Raw genomic sequence first — 18,314 nt, 5'->3', positions numbered from 1 at the left:
GCGAGGGTTTTATTTCAGGTGAAGCGCTTGCTGAAAGCGTGGGTGAAACCGATGCCGCCGGCCTCACCCTGGGCTTCGCCGAAAGCCACGTCCATGAAGGCGTCGGTGATGCGAACGACGGCAAAGCCGCCGAGATAGGCCGCCTTCGGCTTGAAGAGATCGACGCCGTCGGCGCGGTAGGCCATGACCCTCTCATGTTCATGCCCATGGAAAAGGCCGACGACATTGTAGCCTTTCAGCACGTCGAGCAACGTCTGACGCTGCTCCGGGCTCCACCAGTGGGGCTTCCCGTCTCCCTGATCGTCAAAGGTCTCCGCCGTTGTGTCCCAGACCTCCGTCGAAAACGCATCCCAGCCATAATGCTGGAACAGCACGATCGGCCGGCCGTCAGCGGCATAGGATGCAAGGTCCCCTTTGAGCCAGCCGAGACCACTCACCGCGCCCTTGGTCTCGTCGCCGCCGAAGCGCTGCAATTGGACAAGATGCAGGCCGCCCCAGTCCCAGGAATAGCTGTCCGACAACGGATCGTAATTCGTCACAGGCACCGGCGGCTTGTAGAACACGGTCTGGCGGTGGGTAAGCTCGACATAATCGCGCAGTTCCCGGCGATACCAATCGACATTCGGTGGCGGACCGTCCTGGTCGAGATCATGGTTTCCGAGCCCGACATAGACGGGAAAGTGAATGTGCTGCGGGCCCGGACCTTGCTCGTATCGGTTCTGGAACTGCTGCAACTGCCGTCCCTCGCGGGGCTGGCGAACCTGACCGCCGCCATCGTCGGTGATGTCGCCGCCGAGAACAAGGCCGAGCGGGCGCTCGATTTTCTGGCCCGCACTGGCGAGGCCGCTCGGGTCTCCATCGATCGTCGCTGGCCAGCGCTGCGCGGAAATGGCGTTGAGCGCCGCGACGTGGCGCAGGAGGCTGGCGTCGGTCTTGCCCTCAGCCTCGCAGTTCGGTGCCAGTCCTTCGGTGGAAACGATGCAGGCGTGGATGTCGCTTGAGAAAAGAAAGGTGGCATCGACGGGAGGCCATGCATTGGCAGCACGGACGCGACCGCCGACAAGCGACAGACCTGCGCCCGCGGCCGTCGCGAGAAAGGTGCGCCGGGACAGGCCGCAGCAATCCGGATTGCTCACTTTGGACACCTCCCGCAGCGAAGGCCGCTTCCGGCACGAACGGAACTGGTTGGCCCATCGGCTTCAGCCGCTATGGAGTGTGCAGCAGGCGATGCGGCACGTAAAGCGTGCCGCATCTTCCTTCAGTGGCCGCCACCGGCGCCGGCGCCCTGCGGCTTGGCGATCATCATGACGCCAATGATCAGCGACAGGAACAATACCGTCAGGATCACGAAGACGTCGACAAAAGACAGGATCACCGCCTGCTTCTGAACCATCGCCGCCAATTGCTTGACCGCGATCGTCGCTCCGTCGAGGCCATGGGCGGTAAAGTTCGAGGCCATGTTCCTGAGCCGTTCGACCGCCACCGGGTTGCCCCACTGGATGTGCTCGGCAAGCCGGGCATAGTGGAAATCCTGGCGCTGCGTGAGGATGGTGTTGATGACCGCAAGGCCGACGGCGCCGCCGAGGTTGCGGGTCAGGTTGTAGAGGCCGGAGGCGTTGCGTATGCGGGCGGGCGGCAGCGTGCCGAGCGCGATGTTGTTGATCGGCACCATGCAGAGCATGAGCGAGCAGCCGCGCAGGATCTGCGGCACGAGCAGTTCCCAGAAATCCCAGTCGGCGGTCAGTTGGCTCATCGTCCACGTGCCGGCCGCAAAGCCGGCAAAGCCGATCGTCATCAGCACCCGCGGGTCCAGCCGTCCCGAGAGGAAGCCGGCGACCGGCGCCGTCAAGAACATGGCAAGGCCGGAGACGAACATGGTCTCGCCGATCATCAGCGAATCGTAGCCGCGGATGCGCCCGAGATAGAGCGGGTAGAGATAGGTAAGGCCGTAGAGGCCGATGCCCATGACGAAGGAGAAGAGCGAGCCGAAGGCGAAGTTGCGATTGGTGAAGGCCCTGAGATCGACCACCGGGAACTCGACCTTGAACGCGCGATAGAAAAAGATGATCGCCGCAAGTGCGGTGGCGACCGCACCCAGGACGATGTGATCGTCATTGAACCAGTCGTTGGCGTTACCTTCCTCCAGCACATATTCGAGCGAGCCGAGGAAGATCGCCATGGAGGCGAGCCCCCACCAGTCGAACTTCTTCATCAGCCCCAATTCGGGCTTGTCGAAGTCGATGAACGTCCAGGTGAGCGTCGCGACGATGATGCCTGGGATGACGTTGACGAGAAACAGCCAGTGCCAGGAGAAGGCGTGGCTTAGATAGCCGCCGACCGTCGGGCCGATGGTCGGCGCGAGCGTTGCGATGAGGCCGATGATCGGCGAGACGACATTACGCTTCGACGGCGGAAAGATCGTGAAGGCGGCAGCAAAGACCGACGGGATCATGCCGCCGCCGATAAAGCCCTGGATCGCCCGGTAGACGATCATCTGGTCGATATTGGTGGCAGTCGCGGCAAGTGCGCTCGACGCCGTGAAGCCGGCCGCGGCGACGGAAAACAAGACCCGTGTCGAGACGATGCGCGCGAGCGTGCCCGACAAAGGGATCATGATGACTTCGGCGATCAGATAGGACGTCTGCACCCAGCCGATCTCGTCCGATCCGGCCGAAAGGCCGGCCTGGATTTCGGCGAGCGAGGCCGACACGATCTGAATGTCGAGGATCGCCATGAACATGCCGACCACCATCGCGAAGAAGGCGATCAGCCGTCTCGGGTCCATCTGTTCCTCGGCCCTGGGCGCGCTTGCCGCGACCGAGCCCGCCGTTGCCGTTGCGGCCATCTCTGCCACTCCTCGTCCGCTACGCGGCCTTACTTTGCTGCAGCCACTTTCGACTGATCGGGCGCCGTGCGGGTATCGACGTCGACGACGACGCTCAGGCCCGCGCGCAAGTGCCCTTCGGCCAGCACGTCGGCCGGCAGCTTGATGCGCACAGGAACGCGCTGGATGACCTTGGTGAAGTTGCCGGTCGCATTTTCTGCCGGCAGCAGCGAGAAGACCGAGCCGGATGCCGGCGCGATCGAGGCGACCGTGCCTTCGATCGGATGGTCATCATAGGCGTCGACATGGATCTGGACCTTGGAGCCCGGCACCAGATGCGCGATCTGCGTTTCCTTGAAATTGGCATCGATATAGAGCTGGTCCACCGGCACGAGGGCCGCCAGACGCTGTCCGGCGGAAACGAGGTCGCCGACCTGAACCGCGACATTGCCGACGACACCGTCATAGGGTGCCTTGAGCACCGTGAAGCCCAGGTCGCGATTGGCTTTGTCGCGCGCGAGTTCCAGCGAGCGGATCGTGCTTTCCGCCTCGCTACGCTGTGCCTCGAGCACTGTGATATTCGCCTTGGCCGCGGCGATGTTGGCCTCGGCACCGGCAAGATTTGCGCGCGCCTGATCGAGCGCGACATCGGCATTGTCGCGTGAGGCGACCGTTCCGACGGCCTTGGACTGGAGGTCGCTGGCGCGCTTCTGCGTCAGTTCGGCGCCGCGGACGGTCGCCTCAAGGGCTGTCTTCTGCGCTTCGGCCTGACTGAGGCTCGCCTTTGCCCCGGCGATCTGCGCATCGAAGCGGCTGAGCGCGAGCCTCTGCGTGGCGATCTGCGCCTCGGCCTGCTCCGCAGCGATGCGATAGTCGCCGTCCTCGAGTGTCACCAGCGGATCACCGGCCTTCACATGCTGGTTAGCGACCACGTCAACCTTCGCGACATAGCCGGACACCTTCGGCGAGATGGTCGCGATATCGCCCTCGATATAGGCGTCATCGGTCGAAACCATGAAACGCCCGTTGGTCCACCAGTCATAGCCGTACCAGGCAGCGGCAGCGAGCAGCGCCAGCCCCAGGACCGGCAACACCGGCTTGCGGCGTTTTTTCTGGGGCGCGGCAACATCGGCGACCGGGCGCTCGGCGACCGACGGAGCCTCGCTTGCGGGCGCAGTAACTTCGGCCTTCGGAGAATCCACGACTTCAAAATCATCGCCGACGGGACGGACACGGGCAGCGCTGGAGGTGCTGGAAGCGGACATATGACACCGGCTTGGATTGGATTGAACTGAACCGTTCGGTTCGATTGAACTTGACATAATGCCTTTTGGGTCGCATATCAAGAGGAAATCGAACTGGATGGTTCGATTGCTTGGCAAAGCGCAAAGATTGGCAAAGGCAAAGAAAAGTGTGCGGGCTCCTTCCCGCCCCTTGTCTTTGTTGGAATCGGCCGTGTTTATGGTTTTGGGTAAAATTTCATCTAAGATCATCTTAATGTGAGGAGTGAAAACGTCCGGTAGCCATGACGTCAGCGAAAAGCCCACAGCAGGAAAAACCCCTGCAGGATCAGCAACAGCACCCTTCGAGCGGTGGGCGGCACGCTGCCGGCGAGGATCCGGCCAAACGCGAGCAAATCCTCGAAGGCGCAAAACGCGTTTTCATGAGGAGCAACTTCGACGCTGCCAGCATGAACGATATCACCCGCGAGGCAGGCGTTTCGAAGGGCACGCTCTACGTCTATTTCGAAAACAAGGAGGACCTGTTCGAGGCGCTGATCGCGCGCGAGCGCAGCCGCATCGTGATGAGCGTCAAGCAGTTGCTGAACGACAACGCGCCACTCGAAGACACGCTTTTTGATTTCGGCGTAATGCTGGTGACGAGCATTACGTCCGACTACACGATCCGGGCCATGCACACAGTGCTCAGCGTGATCGATCGGATGCCGCGGTTGGCGCAGCGGTTCTTCACGGCAACGCCGGAGAACGGCTACACGGTCTTGAAAACTTATCTCGACCAGCAGGTCGAGGCTGGCACGCTATCGATCGATGACACGGAGTTAGCCGCGAAACAATTCATCGAACTGTCCTCGGCCGGAATCTTCAAGGGCCGCCTCTTCGGCATGTGCGAGGCACCCACGGCCGACCGGATCGAGAAGAACGTAAGATCGGCCATCCGCGTCTTCCTGGCGGCCTACGGTCAGAAATCGAACGACGGCTAAAGCCCGGGCCCACCGCGTCGCGCAAAGGACGCTGCGGCACTTTGAATTACGGCGTGTCTTTATTGCTAAATCGGCTACCATCAAGGAAGCATGCAGTAGCTTCGCTTCGCGCGGCACCATTCTCTACCAATCGAGCAATTGCGATCAAACGCAGCCGGCCGTGAGGCCGTAAGACGTGCGTGTCCATTACGGGAGTGAGCATGAGTGCCATCGGCAGGGCGATCTGGTTCATCGAGAGCCATTTCGCCGAGGATATATCGCTCGACGAGATCGCCGAGGCCGCGGGCCTTTCGCGCTACCATCTGTCACGCGTCTTCGGGCTTTCGACCGGTCGCTCGATCAGCGCCTATATCCGCGGCCGGCGCCTTAGCGGCGCCGCGCAGGCCCTCGCCAATGGCACATCCAGCATTCTCGAAGTGGCCCTCGATGCGGGCTATGGCTCGCACGAGGCCTTCACCCGTGCCTTTCGCGAGCAGTTCGGCGTGACACCCGAATCAGTCCGCAAGCAAGGGCACGTCCGCAATGTCGAACTGATGGAGCCGATCAGGATGAACGACGCACGCACCTTGAAGATCGAACCGCCCCGTTTCGAGGAGAGCCCCGGGCTTCTCCTCGCCGGTCTCGCTGAAACCTATGACTACAATCGCACCGAAGGTATCCCCTCGCTCTGGCAGCGCTTCAACGCCCATTTCGGCAATGTGCCCGGCCAGCGCGGGAATGTCGCCTATGGCGTATGCACACAGTCGGACGGCGAGGCCGGGCGCTTTCGCTACATGGCCTCGGTGGAAGTCGACGATACGGACGGATTGCCGGACGAATTTACCGTTCTGAAGTTGCCCAGGCAACGCTATGCCGTATTCCTCCACAAAGGACACATATCGGCGATCTCCACGACTGCCCATCACATTTTCGGGTCGTGGTTTCCGCAATCCGGGCTGGAGCACGGCCAGCTTCCGGACATGATGGAAAGATATGACGACCGCTTCGATCCTCGCACGGGGATGGGCGTCGTCGAAATTTGGGTGCCGATAAAACAGTAAACGGTAAAAACGCAGCCGCGAAACAGCAGCAGCGCTTGCCACTGCGGCGATCTTCCTTAAATAGTCCGGCGAATCCCGGGCGACGACACGCCCAGTAGGAGAGGAAAGATCGCCGATGCAGGAAATCCTGACGCTCGCCCAAAGCCCCGAGGCTTGGGTTGCTCTGATCACGCTTATTGTCATGGAGGTGGTGCTCGGCATCGACAACTTGATCTTCATTTCAATTCTCACGAACAAACTTCCCGCCGAAAGCCGCGTCAGCGCCCGCCGCATCGGCATCGGCCTTGCACTGGTCATGCGGTTGGCGCTGCTCGGCACCATTGCCTGGATCGTGCAACTGACCGAGCCGGTTTTCGAAGCCCTCGGCCACGCCTTCTCCTGGAAGGACATGATCCTGCTTGCCGGTGGTCTCTTTCTTGTCTGGAAGGCAACCAAGGAGATCCACCACAACGTCGATCCGAGCGATCATGGCGAGGACTTCATCGCGTCTTCGGCGATCAACAGCTTTGCCGCAGCGATCGGCCAGATCCTGCTGCTCGACCTCGTCTTCTCGGTCGACAGCATCATCACCGCTGTCGGTATGACCCCGCATCTGCCGATCATGGTCATCGCCGTGATCGTCGCCGTTACCGTCATGCTGTTTGCGGCGACGCCGCTCGCTAACTTCATCGAGAGGAACCCGACGATCGTGATGCTGGCGCTTGCATTCCTGCTGATGATCGGCACCACGCTGATGGCCGAGGGAATGGGCTTCCACGTTCCGAAGGGCTACGTCTACGCCGCCATGGCGTTCTCGGCCCTCGTCGAGATGCTGAATATGATGGCGCGCAACGCCCGGCTGAGAAAACAGCAGGCCAAGAAGCTGCACTGACAATTCCAGGAAAAGCGTGCAATAGCCACGCGCGAAACGCCAAATGAAGAGGCCTGCATTCGCAGAATGCAGGCCTCTTTGACTGCGGGAGACAAGTGAGGATACGAACCGGACGGGTTGGGAGTTCGACTACCGTTTTCGTTGGTTACGAGAAGAAACCGGAAAAATTCCCGCATTCTCCACTTCCGTCGCGTCCGGTTGGCACGGTCCGCGTCCTCGATTGGATAAACGCCTGACGACCGTGAACGTTCCAACAAAATGGCCTGTCCACTTTCCGTTGACATGCGGGGCTTTCTATGGTCTCACGCCTGCCGATTGGAATTGCCCGCCGATACCGCTGGTGCGGCACCCTTGTGGGCCTTTCCTTCCCATAAAATGCGCGCCCACAAGCTGGAAATGCACTCCGGCAAGGGCCCAAAAGCACGTCGAAACGGGCAAAGACCATGGCAGATTCATCAGTCCGGGTGCGCATTGCACCCTCACCCACCGGCGAACCGCATGTCGGCACAGCCTATATTGCGCTGTTCAACTATCTCTTCGCAAAGAAGCACGGCGGCGAATTCATCCTGCGCATCGAGGACACCGACGCGACGCGCTCGACGCCGGAGTTCGAACAGAAGGTGCTCGACGCGCTGAAATGGTGTGGGCTGAAGTGGTCAGAAGGCCCCGATATCGGCGGCCCCTACGGTCCCTACCGCCAGAGCGATCGCAAGGACATCTACAAGCCATACGTCGAGAAGATCGTCGAGAACGGCCACGGCTTCCGTTGCTTCTGCACGCCCGAGCGGCTGGAGCAGATGCGCGAGGCACAGCGCGCCGCCGGCAAGCCGCCGAAATATGACGGCCTGTGCCTCAGCCTCTCGGCCGAGGAAGTGACATCGCGCGTCGCGGCCGGCGAGCCGCATGTCGTGCGTATGAAGATCCCGACCGAAGGCTCGTGCAAGTTCCACGACGGCGTTTATGGCGACGTCGAGATTCCGTGGGACGCGGTCGACATGCAGGTCCTGCTCAAGGCCGACGGCATGCCGACTTATCATATGGCGAACGTCGTCGATGACCATCTGATGAAGATCACCCACGTCGCGCGCGGCGAGGAGTGGCTGGCTTCGGTGCCGAAGCACATCCTGATTTATCAGTATCTCGGTCTCGAACCGCCGAAGTTCATGCACTTGTCGTTGATGCGCAATGCCGACAAGTCGAAGCTGTCGAAGCGCAAGAACCCGACGTCAATCTCCTATTACACGGCGCTCGGCTACCTGCCGGAAGCGCTGATGAACTTCCTCGGCCTGTTCTTCATCCAGATCGCCGAAGGCGAAGAGCTGCTGACGATGGACGAACTGGCGGAAAAGTTCGATCCGGAAAACCTCTCGAAGGCCGGCGCGATCTTCGATATCCAGAAGCTCGACTGGCTGAACGCGCGCTGGATCCGCGAAAAGCTTTCCGAGGAAGACTTCGCCGCACGGATCTTCGCCTGGGCGGCGGAAAACGATCGCCTCAAGGAGGGCCTGAAGCTCGCCCAGTCGCGTATCTCGAAGCTCGGCGAACTGCCCGACCTCACCGCCTTCCTGTTCAAGTCGGATCTCGGCCTGCAGCCGGCGGCCTTTGCCGGCGTGAAAGCCTCGCCCGAGGAACTGCTCGAGATTCTCAATACCGTCCAGCCGGATCTTGAAAAGATCCTCGAATGGAACAAGGAATCGATCGAAGCGGAACTGCGCGCGGTCGCCGAGCGCATGGGCAAGAAGCTGAAAGCCATCGTCGCGCCGCTCTTCGTCGCCGTGTCGGGCTCGCAGCGCTCGCTGCCGCTGTTCGATTCGATGGAACTGCTCGGCCGCGCGGTTGTGCGCCAGCGCCTGAAGGTCGCGGCCCAGGTGGTCGCATCGATGGCCGGCAGCGGAAAGTAAGGACAGGACCATGAACGAGAAGACAGCAACGGCCAGCCTTTCCTCCGACGCTACAGAAGTGCGTGCACAGAAGCTGAAGCTGCTGCGCGAGCAGATCGGCGACGTCTATCCGGCGCATTTCCACCGGACGATGACCAATGCGGAACTCGCGGCGAAATATGAAAGCCTGGAGCCGGACACCGAAACGCAGGACGTCGTGACCGTCGCCGGTCGCGTCTTTTCCTCGCGCAACTCCGGCATGTTCATGGATATCCATGATGCTTCCGGCAAGATCCAGATTTTCTCGCACAAGGACACGACCCCGGAAGAGGCGCGGGCGCTGCTGCCGATGATCGACATCGGCGACATCATCGGCGTTACGGGCATCGTCCGCCGCACCAAGCGTGGAGAGCTGACGATCAACGCAAAAACGATTACGATGCTGACCAAGTCGCTTCTGCCGATGCCGGAGAAGTGGCATGGCCTCTCCGACATCGAACTGCGCTACCGCAAGCGTCATCTCGACATCATGACCAACGAGGAGTCGAAGCTCCGCTTCCAGCAGCGCAGCCGGATCGTATCCGGGATCCGCCGCTTCATGGAAAATGATGGCTTCATGGAAGTCGAGACGCCGATGCTGCACTCGGTCTATGGCGGCGCCACCGCCGAGCCCTTCAAGACGCATCACAACACGCTGAAGCTCGACATGTTCCTGCGCATCGCGCCCGAACTCTACCTGAAGCGTACGCTGGTCTCGGGGCTGACCGACAAGGTCTTCGAGATCAACCGCAACTTCCGCAACGAAGGCGTCTCCACCCGGCACAATCCGGAATTCACGATGATGGAGTGCTACTGGGCCTACGCCGACTACGAGGACGTGATGGACCTCGTCGAGCGGCTGTTCGCCGAACTGGCGCTCCTGGTCCACGGCAAGACGGAATTCACCTATGGAGACAAGGAAATCTCCTTCAAGGGGCCGTTCCGCCGCGTGGCCATGCCGGACGCCGTTAAGGAAGCCACCGGGATCGACTTCCTGGCGATGAAGACCGACGAGGAGGCGCGTGCCGCCACGCGCGCCGCCGGCTTCGAGGTCGAGAAGGACTGGACCTGGGGCGAATGCCTGGCCTTCGTCTTCGAGGAAAAGGTGGAACAGACGCTGATCCAGCCCGCCCACGTCACGCATTTCCCGAAGGACATCTCGCCCTTCGCCAAGGAAGTGCCGGGCGAGCCGCGCCTCGTCGAGCGTTTCGAGACCTATTGCAACACCTGGGAACTCGGCAACGCCTTCTCGGAACTCAACGATCCGGAAGAGCAGCGCGCCCGCATGGTCGAGCAGCTCGAACAGGCGCATGCGCGCGGCGAAAAGGCAAAGCAGCTCGATGACGAATTCCTCGATGCGATCGACCAGGGCATGCCGCCGGCCGGGGGCCTCGGCATCGGTGTCGACCGCCTGATCATGCTGCTCACCGACGCGCCGTCGATCCGCGACGTCATCCTGTTCCCGGCCCGACGCCACAAGGCCGACTAAACCCGCGCGGACAGCCATGCGTAAAGACCCGCCCTTCACCCGGCGGGCTTTTTGCTTTTGTCGCGACGGATTGCCTTAGAGCCCTTCAGGGTTAAATGGAAACAGTTCTGTTGGCTCAAACGGAGTCGGATGGTCGACCGGCCGGCGCGCGGCGTAGCCAAAGCATACGTCCAAGCCGGCCGGTCGATCAGGCGGCCCGTTTCAGCCAACCCGAAGGGCCGGGCATCTTTCCGCCAGGCTCAGAGGCGATCGGCTCGGACGTACATCCGGGTACGCCCCTTCGCCAATCGCCTATGCCCTGACGAAAACCTGCTCCGGCAGAACTGCTTCCATTTGACCCTGAAGGGCTCTAATGGCCGGCGGGCGCCTCGGCGCTCCCGACTGTTTGCGCGCCGGCTTCGTCGGCCTCCACGCCTTCGATTACGGCCGCAGACGGATCGATGCAAAGCGAACGATCCTCCATGGCACTCATCAGGGCGCGCACCTCGTGAAGTTCAAGCCGAACGGTCCTGCCGTGGAACATGCCGGAGGCGTTCGCGGCCCCGTCATTGTAGGAAGCGCGGAACGGCTCTTCCATCCCCCTGACGCTCTGTGGGCCGGGCGCAAAAAGAACCTCGGCGCCGATCGCCGCGCCGCGCACCGCAGCCCGCTCCTCCGGTCCCGCCGCGTCGAGCACGACGACCTGATAGAGATCGGCCTTCTCCTTGTGCGATAGCGCACCGACCACGCGCAGCGCCGTCCTGATGCGGTCCGGTCCGCTCGCCCTGTCGGTCTTTACATGCATCCTGACCCAGCGTTGGCCGTTGTGATCGAGCTTCAGCGTCCGGATCGTCGTACATTCGAGCCCGGATGGGGACGGCTCGGCAAGACGGGCCATAAGCCTGTCGCGACCGACATAGACGGCGGCACCGCCGGATGCCGCGGAAACGCTGAGCGCGGCGGACAGGATGACCACCAGCCTTTTGGAAGGACGCAATCTGTTGAAAATAGCCTTCACCTGCGGCTCCGCTGTCGTCTTCAAAATTGCAAAGAAAAGCCCGCAGGCCGTTACCACGATAGGTCAACGACCTTTCGGAAAGTTTAAGTCCGTTCAGCGGGATAAGAAGAATGCAGGATGCGGATCATCATCCGTTTCCACCCGCGTTGGCTATCGGAACTCTCGCGGACTGCAACGATCCTCCCGGGAATAGGTCTTGCTCTCGCGCCGGGCTCAACTAAAAGGAATGCCGCAAATTCTTCGTGTGAGGGACCGGCCGCATCATGGCGCGTATCGGAATGGTTGGAGCAGGCATCATCGGGGTGCGTCGGCGGCCCACTTCTCACGACGGGCGAGAACGCCGACTTGGTGCCGCTTAGCATTCGCCGCTTCCAGTAGCGGCATTACTATCCACTTCCAAAAAAGAAAAGAAGAACACATGCACAAGGTTATTTTCGATACGGACCCCGGCGTCGACGACGCAATGGCGCTGCTCTTCCTGCACCGGCACCCGGACATCGATCTCATCGGCATCACCTCGGTTTTCGGCAATGCCTCGGTTGAGACGACGACGCGCAACGCGCTCTTCCTGAAACAGGCGTGGAACATCGCGGCGCCGGTCGCCAAGGGGCTTGGCGAGACCTTCGATCACGGCCGCCCCCATGTCGGCTGGCCGACGGGCATTCATGGCGAAGATGGGCTCGGCAATATTGACGTGCCGGAAAAGATCGACGTGCCGCTCGACCCCCGTCCGGCGCATCGCTTCATCATAGATACGGTGCGCGCCAATCCAGGCGAGGTGACGCTCGTCGCCGTAGGACGAATGACCAATCTGGCGCTGGCATTGCGCGACGATCCGGAAATCGCCGGGCTGGTCAAGGACGTGGTGATCATGGGCGGCGCCTTCGACGTTCCCGGCAACATCACGCCGGCGGCGGAAGCCAACATCCATGGAGACCCGGAAGCTGCCGACGTGGTGATGACGGCGCCGTGGCCCGTCACCGTCATCGGCCTCGATGTGACCACGCGCACGGTGATGACGCGGGCCATGCTGGTCGATATCGCCGAGCGCGGCGGACCGCCGGCAAGGCTCCTGTCCGACATCTCGCAGTTCTACATCACCTTCTACGAGCAGCATGTCGATGACGGCATGATCATCCATGACAGCTGTGCCTGCGCCTATGTCGTTGCGCCGGACCTGTTCCGCACCCGCAGCGGCCCGATCCGCGTCATCTGCGGAGGCATCGCCGACGGCCAGACGATCCAGAAGCCGGATGCGCGGCTGTTTCCGCCGAGCCCCTGGGACGGCCTTCCAAGCCAGAAGGTCTGCACCGGCATCGATACAGAGGCCGTGCTGAAGCTTATTGCCGATACGCTGTCGTTGCGCGACTAGAAGAAGAGGGACGAAAATCTTGTTCCGCATAGCTGGCAGACGCGCATCTGCCAGCTATCTTTGTCTGCATGAAGCCGGACACCTTGCTCTATCCCGCCCCCAAGGGCCTCTATTGCGAAATGGGAGACTTCTACATCGACCCGGTTCAGCCGGTCGAAAGGGCCCTCGTCACCCACGGTCATGCCGATCATGCCCGCGCGGGCCATGCCCATGTGCTCGCGACGCGCGAGACGCTGGACATTATGCGCATCCGCTACGGCGACGGCTTTTGCGGTGCGAGCCAGATCGCTCCCATTGGCGAAACGATCACCGTCAATGGCGTGACCGTCCGTTTTCATCCGGCCGGCCACGTCCTCGGCTCGGCGCAGATCGCCGTCGAGGCGGATGGAACGCGGATCGTCGTCTCCGGCGACTACAAACGGCGGCCGGATCGGACCTGCCGGGCTTTCGAGCCCGTCCCCTGCGACGTCTTCATCACCGAGGCGACCTTCGGCCTCCCGGTCTTCCACCATCCGGACGACGGCGCCGAGATCGCCCGGCTGCTGATGTCGTTAAGGCAATTTCCCGAGCGCGCCCACATGGTCGGCGCCTATGCACTGGGCAAGGCGCAGAGGGTCATCGCCCTCCTGCGTCAGCAGGGCTATGACGAGCCCATCCATATCCATGGGGCGCTCGCCAAGCTGTGCGAGTACTATCAGAACGAGGGCATCGATCTCGGCGAGATCCGCCCGGCGACGCTTAGCGGCGAGGGAAGGCAGGATTTCGCCGGCGCCATCGTCATCGGCCCGCCGTCGGCCTTTGCCGATCGCTGGGCGCGGCGCTTCGCCGATCCCCTCGCCGTTTTCGCCTCGGGCTGGATGCTCATTCGCCAGCGCGCCAAGCAACGCGGCGTGGAACTGCCCCTCGTCATATCCGATCACTGCGATTGGGCCGAACTCACGGGAACGATACGCGAGATCGCGCCCGCCGAAGTCTGGGTGACGCATGGCCGCGAGGAGGCCCTGGTGCGCTGGTGCGAATTGCAGGGCATTCCGGCACGTCCCCTTCACCTCGTTGGTTACGACGACGAGGGAGAGTGAGAACCATGAAGGCCTTCGCCGAACTGCTCGACCGGCTGGTTCTGACGCCGCAGCGAAATGCCAAGATCCGCCTGCTTGCGGACTATTTTCGCGAGGCTGGCGACCCGAGCCGCGGCTACGCCCTTGCCGCGATCGCCGGCACGCTGACACTCAATACGGTCAAGCCCCAACTGATCCGCGACCTCCTGCTCGAGCGCATGGACGAGGTGTTGTTCCGCTATTCCTATGACTATGTCGGCGATCTCGCGGAAACCGTCTCGCTGGTTTGGGAACCGCCGCAGCAGCGCGTCGCAGCCGATATTTCGCTCGGAGAGGTCGTCGAACGGCTGCAGATGGCCGGCCGGTCCGAGGTGCGATCGCTGGTGCGCGACATGCTCGATCAACTCGACACATCGGGCCGGTTCGCGCTTCTGAAGCTCGTCACCGGGGGCCTCAGGATCGGCGTTTCGGCACGGCTGGCGAAACAGGCGCTGGCGGAAATGGGCGGCAAGGATGTCGGCGAGATAGAAACCCTCTGGCATGGCCTTGCGCCGCCCTATCTGCCGCTTTTCCTCTGGCTGAGTGGCGAAGCGGACATGCCCGTCCTGACGACGCCGGCGGTATTTCATGCCGTCATGCTCGCGACGCCGGTCGGCGAAGGCGATCTCGAAGGACTGGATCCGGCGGACTTCGCCGCCGAGTGGAAATGGGATGGGATTCGCGTTCAGCTGGCGAATATCGGCGGCGTGCGGCGGCTCTATTCGCGCAGCGGCGACGAGATCTCCGGCGCCTTTCCGGAAATCCTCGAAGCGGCCGACTTCACCGGCGTCATCGACGGCGAACTGCTGGTGGGAGGAACCGCCCGCAGCAACCAGGCGACCGGCACGTTCGCCGACCTGCAGCAGCGCCTGAACCGCAAGACCGTTAATCGCAAGTTGCTCGAGGAATATCCCGCTTTCATTCGCGGCTACGACATCCTCTTTTCCGGCGAACGGGACATTCGAGCCGAACCGTTCAAGGAGCGTCGCCAAGCTCTCGGCACGCTGATCGACGCGGCATCTCCTCAACATTTTGACGTCTCGCCGCTCGTCCCGTTCGCGACCTGGGAGGAACTCGATCGGCTTCGCTCAAACCCGCCGGACCCGGTTATCGAAGGGGTCATGCTGAAGCGGCTGGACTCTCCCTATGTGGCCGGCCGGGCGAAGGGACCCTGGTTCAAATGGAAGCGGGAGCCCTTCAATATCGACGCGGTGCTGATGTATGCGCAACGCGGCCATGGCAAACGATCGAGCTACTATTCCGACTTCACCTTCGGCGTCTGGACGGAGAGCGACGGGCAAACGGTTTTGGTTCCGGTCGGCAAGGCCTATTTCGGCTTCACCGATGCCGAACTCGAAATTCTCGACCGCTTTGTGCGTGACAATACGGTCGAGCGCTTCGGTCCGGTGCGCGCGGTCCGCGCCGAGCCCGATGCCGGCTTTGTCGTCGAGGTCGCTTTCGAAGGCCTGAACCGTTCCACCCGGCACAAGTCGGGCGTTGCGATGCGCTTTCCGCGCATTGCCCGCCTCCGCGCGGACAAACTGCCGCGGGACGCCGACAGGCTCGAAACATTGCAGGCGATGATCGAGACGAAGGTATAGCGGCCTATCGGACGCGCAAGGGACGCTGCAGGACGTTGAGTTGCTGCATGCGCTACCCTCAAATCCGAAACGTGCAGTAGGGCAGATCTCGCAGCCGGGCCTATTTGAGCAAGTCCGAATGAAGAATTGTTAAGAAGAGTCTGGAATTATCCGGACCGTTGCCTCGCCATCCGCGCTCTCTGGGGCGCCCTCGTGCCGGATAAGAACCGTATCAAGCTTGGAATGTCCCGACTCTCGCGATTTCTCACCCCCAACTACCTTCCAGCGATCATCGCGATCTTCGTGGTGATCGTCGCTGGAATTCTTGCCGACAATCAGAACCAAGTCGTGTCGGAGGCACGCACGCGCTCGGAGGTCGCGGATGAACTCAATCCGATACGCTCGAGCCTAGAGAGCAGCATCAACGGCAGTATACAGCTCGTCCGCGGCCTGATTGGCACGATCTCGACCGAACCCGATATGCGACAGCAGCGCTTCGGCGAGCTTGCGCGGAGCATCTTCAGCGAGCGATCGCAGCTCCGCAACATCGCCGCCGCGCCCAGTCTGGTCGTCTCGATGGTTTATCCCCTGGCGGGCAACGAAAAGGCCATCGGCCTCGACTACCGCACCAACGACAAACAGCGCGGAGCCGTCATGCGGGTGGTGGCAAGCGGCAAGATGGTGCTGGCCGGTCCGGTCGACCTCGTCCAGGGCGGCAAGGGCCTGATCGCCCGGTTTCCGGTGTCGACAGAATTTGGCGGCGGCAGCAATCGCTTCTGGGGCCTCGTTTCGGCGGTGATCGATGTCGACCGCCTTTATCGCGACAGCGGCCTCGTCTCGCCGACACTCGGCATCGAAATCGCGATAGCCGGTCGCGACGGCCTTGGAAGCGAGGGAGCGGTCTTCTTCGGCGATCCCGCGATCTTCAACCAGAACCCGGTCGAGATGAGCGTGTCCCTCCCCGAAGGTTCATGGAGGATCGCGGCAATCCCCAAGGGCGGCTGGCCCGCGACGCCGGACAACGCCTGGCAGACCCGTCTCCTGATCGTAATCGGCGGATTGGTGATCGTCGTCCCCATGCTCATCACGGGCCGGCTCATGGCCGAGCGCCAGAGGAACATCCGGGCTCTGAGGCAGAGCAAAGATCAGCTTCAGGAACTTTCACATCGCCTGAAGATCGCGCTCGACACCTCCGAGATCGGTATCTGGGAACTCGATATCGAGAGCGGGAAGTTATTGTGGGACAGCCTGATGAAGGAACTCTACGGCATCGGAAAATCGATGCGCGAAATTTACGACGACTGGAGGGATACGCTGCACCCGGACGACCTGGCGCGCGCCGAGGAGGAGTTTGCCGAGGCGCTTGAGAACGGCGGCGCCTACAATTCCGAGTTCCGCATCTGTCTCGCCGGCGGCAAGGTCCGTCATATTCGGGCGATCGGCTCTACCTACGCCGGCGCAGACGGCCGCAGGAAAATCGTTGGCGTCAATTGGGACGTGACGGCCGATTTCGAGACGAGAGCCACGCTTTCCGAGGCCAAGCGGCTTGCCGAGGCCCATAGCACCGAACTGGAAGCTGCGCGCCATCGCATGGAGTTCAACGCGCTGCACGACCCGCTCACCGGCCTGCCGAACCGCCGCTTCCTCGACGAGATCCTCGCCGACCGCAGCCAGCATTTCGATGATCGAGCGAAGCTCAGCATCTTTCATATGGATCTCGATCGTTTCAAGCAGATCAACGACACGCTCGGCCATGCTGCCGGCGACGAAATCCTGAGGCATGCGGCTGAACTCTTGCGGCAGAATGCGCGCGAGGGGGACTTCGTCGCCCGCATCGGCGGCGACGAATTCGTGATCATCCGACAGAGCCCCGACCGGCACGAGGATGCCGCGCTTGCGTCACGTGTCATCGAAGCGATGAGCGTGCCGATCCGCTACAAGGATCAGGAATGCCGCATCGGTGTCAGCATCGGCATTGCCGCCCAGTCGCTCGCGGGAGACGAGCTTTCGCAGGTTCTCGTCAACGCCGACATCGCGCTTTATGAGGCCAAGCGCCGCGGCCGCAACAGGCACGAAACCTTCACCGGCGCGTTGAAGACGGCGGTGTTCCAGACGAAACAGACCGCTGACGAAATTCTTCGCGGTCTCGAGCGGAACGAATTCATTGCCTATTTCCAACCGCAATTCTGCCCGACCTCGCTCGACGTCATCGGCGTCGAAGCGCTGGCGCGGTGGGATCACCCGACCAAGGGGCTGCTCAGCCCCCACGCCTTCCTCAAGACGGCGGAAGACATCAACGTCGTCGCATCGATCGACCAGAAGATCCTGGAACAGGCGCTGTTCCAGATCTGGAGGTGGGAAGCAAACGGCATCCGCATCCCGAAAGTCTCGGTCAACCTCTCCTATCCGCGGCTGCGCGACGACACCTTGATCGAGCGCCTCAAAGAGATGCGGATACCGGAAGGGCGACTTTCCTTCGAACTGCTCGAATCGATCTCCTTCGACGAGAACGACGTGACGGTGCTTTCGAATATCGAGTGCATCAAGGAACTGGGAATCGAGATCGAGATCGACGACTTCGGGACCGGCTACGCTTCCATTCTCAGCCTTACCAAACTGACGCCGCGCCGGCTGAAGATCGATCGGCAACTGATCCTGCCGATCCTGACCTCGCCGGCGCAGCGACGGCTCGTCGAATCGATCATCGACATCGGCACCTCGCTCGGCATCGAGGTGATCGCCGAGGGCGTCGAGACTTTGGAGCATGCCCGCATCCTCAAGGAGTTGGGCTGCCACGGGCTGCAGGGTTACGCCTTCGCCCGGCCGATGAACGCCAACGATCTCGCGACCTTCGTTTTCGAACGCCGTTGGCAGGCGGCGTAGGCGCTGGAAACGGTCCCTAGA

General features: G+C 61.9%; 13 protein-coding genes. 9 read left to right on the top strand and 4 right to left on the bottom strand.

The features are described from left to right. Positions 1-14: 14 nt before the first annotated feature. From PZN02_RS08295 to PZN02_RS08285, 3 genes are all read right to left on the bottom strand, one after another. The gene (locus PZN02_RS08295) at positions 15-1,136 is read right to left on the bottom strand and encodes a metallophosphoesterase (RefSeq protein ID WP_280661100.1); all 1,122 of its coding nucleotides are present in this window, start codon (positions 1,134-1,136) and stop codon (positions 15-17) included. Positions 1,137-1,258: 122 nt separating this feature from the next. Further along, positions 1,259-2,845: a DHA2 family efflux MFS transporter permease subunit gene (locus PZN02_RS08290; RefSeq protein WP_280661099.1), complete on the bottom strand. Its 1,587-nt coding sequence runs from the start codon at positions 2,843-2,845 to the stop codon at positions 1,259-1,261. Between the two features lie 29 nt (positions 2,846-2,874). Further along, positions 2,875-4,089 (bottom strand): HlyD family secretion protein, encoded by a 1,215-nt coding sequence (locus tag PZN02_RS08285; RefSeq protein WP_280661098.1) that lies wholly within the window; start codon positions 4,087-4,089, stop codon positions 2,875-2,877. 260 nt (positions 4,090-4,349) lie between these two features. Between PZN02_RS08285 and PZN02_RS08280 the strand changes: the two genes are divergently transcribed. The 5 genes from PZN02_RS08280 to lysS all read left to right on the top strand — a co-directional run bounded on the left by PZN02_RS08280 (position 4,350) and on the right by lysS (position 10,364). Beyond that, positions 4,350-5,045, top strand: coding sequence for a TetR/AcrR family transcriptional regulator (locus PZN02_RS08280; protein ID WP_280661097.1), 696 nt, complete (start codon positions 4,350-4,352; stop codon positions 5,043-5,045). A gap of 200 nt (positions 5,046-5,245) precedes the next feature. Further along, complete coding sequence (locus PZN02_RS08275) at positions 5,246-6,085, top strand: AraC family transcriptional regulator (RefSeq protein WP_280661096.1); 840 nt, start codon at positions 5,246-5,248, stop codon at positions 6,083-6,085. Between the two features lie 115 nt (positions 6,086-6,200). Next, a complete protein-coding gene (locus PZN02_RS08270) occupies positions 6,201-6,956 on the top strand; it encodes a TerC family protein (protein WP_280661095.1) in 756 nt (251 codons plus the stop codon). A 443-nt stretch (positions 6,957-7,399) separates the two neighbouring features. After that, the gene (gltX, locus tag PZN02_RS08265; RefSeq protein WP_280661094.1) at positions 7,400-8,857 is read left to right on the top strand and encodes a glutamate--tRNA ligase; all 1,458 of its coding nucleotides are present in this window, start codon (positions 7,400-7,402) and stop codon (positions 8,855-8,857) included. A gap of 10 nt (positions 8,858-8,867) precedes the next feature. Beyond that, on the top strand, positions 8,868-10,364 hold the full coding sequence (lysS, locus tag PZN02_RS08260; RefSeq protein WP_280661093.1) for a lysine--tRNA ligase: 1,497 nt from the start codon (positions 8,868-8,870) through the stop codon (positions 10,362-10,364). A 349-nt stretch (positions 10,365-10,713) separates the two neighbouring features. Here lysS and PZN02_RS08255 read toward each other — a convergent pair whose 3' ends face one another. Then, a complete protein-coding gene (locus tag PZN02_RS08255) occupies positions 10,714-11,361 on the bottom strand; it encodes a hypothetical protein (protein WP_280661092.1) in 648 nt (215 codons plus the stop codon). Between the two features lie 418 nt (positions 11,362-11,779). Between PZN02_RS08255 and PZN02_RS08250 the strand changes: the two genes are divergently transcribed. From PZN02_RS08250 to PZN02_RS08235, 4 genes are all read left to right on the top strand, one after another. After that, on the top strand, positions 11,780-12,733 hold the full coding sequence (locus PZN02_RS08250) for a nucleoside hydrolase (protein ID WP_280661091.1): 954 nt from the start codon (positions 11,780-11,782) through the stop codon (positions 12,731-12,733). Between the two features lie 68 nt (positions 12,734-12,801). After that, entirely contained in the window at positions 12,802-13,812 is a 1,011-nt protein-coding gene (locus PZN02_RS08245; RefSeq protein WP_280661090.1) for a ligase-associated DNA damage response exonuclease, read from the top strand. A gap of 5 nt (positions 13,813-13,817) precedes the next feature. Continuing rightward, on the top strand, positions 13,818-15,431 hold the full coding sequence (locus PZN02_RS08240) for a cisplatin damage response ATP-dependent DNA ligase (RefSeq protein ID WP_280661089.1): 1,614 nt from the start codon (positions 13,818-13,820) through the stop codon (positions 15,429-15,431). Positions 15,432-15,653: 222 nt separating this feature from the next. Then, positions 15,654-18,293 (top strand): bifunctional diguanylate cyclase/phosphodiesterase, encoded by a 2,640-nt coding sequence (locus tag PZN02_RS08235; RefSeq protein WP_280661088.1) that lies wholly within the window; start codon positions 15,654-15,656, stop codon positions 18,291-18,293. Positions 18,294-18,314: the final 21 nt, after the last annotated feature.

Origin of the sequence: Sinorhizobium garamanticum, from assembly GCF_029892065.1 — a bacterium.
Taxonomy (GTDB): Bacteria; Pseudomonadota; Alphaproteobacteria; order Rhizobiales; family Rhizobiaceae; genus Sinorhizobium; species Sinorhizobium garamanticum.
Note: the sequence above shows the minus strand (reverse complement) of the source record. Positions and strands in the feature narration are given on the sequence as shown.

Excerpts from the sequence above, each read along its gene's own strand:
- PZN02_RS08290 (WP_280661099.1), bottom strand. The coding sequence starts at position 2,845 with ATGGCCGCAACGGCAACGGCGGGCTCGGTCGCGGCAAGCGCGCCCAGG.
- PZN02_RS08285 (WP_280661098.1), bottom strand. The coding sequence starts at position 4,089 with ATGTCCGCTTCCAGCACCTCCAGCGCTGCCCGTGTCCGTCCCGTCGGC.
- PZN02_RS08280 (WP_280661097.1), top strand. The coding sequence starts at position 4,350 with ATGACGTCAGCGAAAAGCCCACAGCAGGAAAAACCCCTGCAGGATCAG.
- PZN02_RS08275 (WP_280661096.1), top strand. The coding sequence starts at position 5,246 with ATGAGTGCCATCGGCAGGGCGATCTGGTTCATCGAGAGCCATTTCGCC.
- PZN02_RS08270 (WP_280661095.1), top strand. The coding sequence starts at position 6,201 with ATGCAGGAAATCCTGACGCTCGCCCAAAGCCCCGAGGCTTGGGTTGCT.
- gltX (WP_280661094.1), top strand. The coding sequence starts at position 7,400 with ATGGCAGATTCATCAGTCCGGGTGCGCATTGCACCCTCACCCACCGGC.
- lysS (WP_280661093.1), top strand. The coding sequence starts at position 8,868 with ATGAACGAGAAGACAGCAACGGCCAGCCTTTCCTCCGACGCTACAGAA.
- PZN02_RS08250 (WP_280661091.1), top strand. The coding sequence starts at position 11,780 with ATGCACAAGGTTATTTTCGATACGGACCCCGGCGTCGACGACGCAATG.
- PZN02_RS08245 (WP_280661090.1), top strand. The coding sequence starts at position 12,802 with ATGAAGCCGGACACCTTGCTCTATCCCGCCCCCAAGGGCCTCTATTGC.
- PZN02_RS08240 (WP_280661089.1), top strand. The coding sequence starts at position 13,818 with ATGAAGGCCTTCGCCGAACTGCTCGACCGGCTGGTTCTGACGCCGCAG.
- PZN02_RS08235 (WP_280661088.1), top strand. The coding sequence starts at position 15,654 with ATGTCCCGACTCTCGCGATTTCTCACCCCCAACTACCTTCCAGCGATC.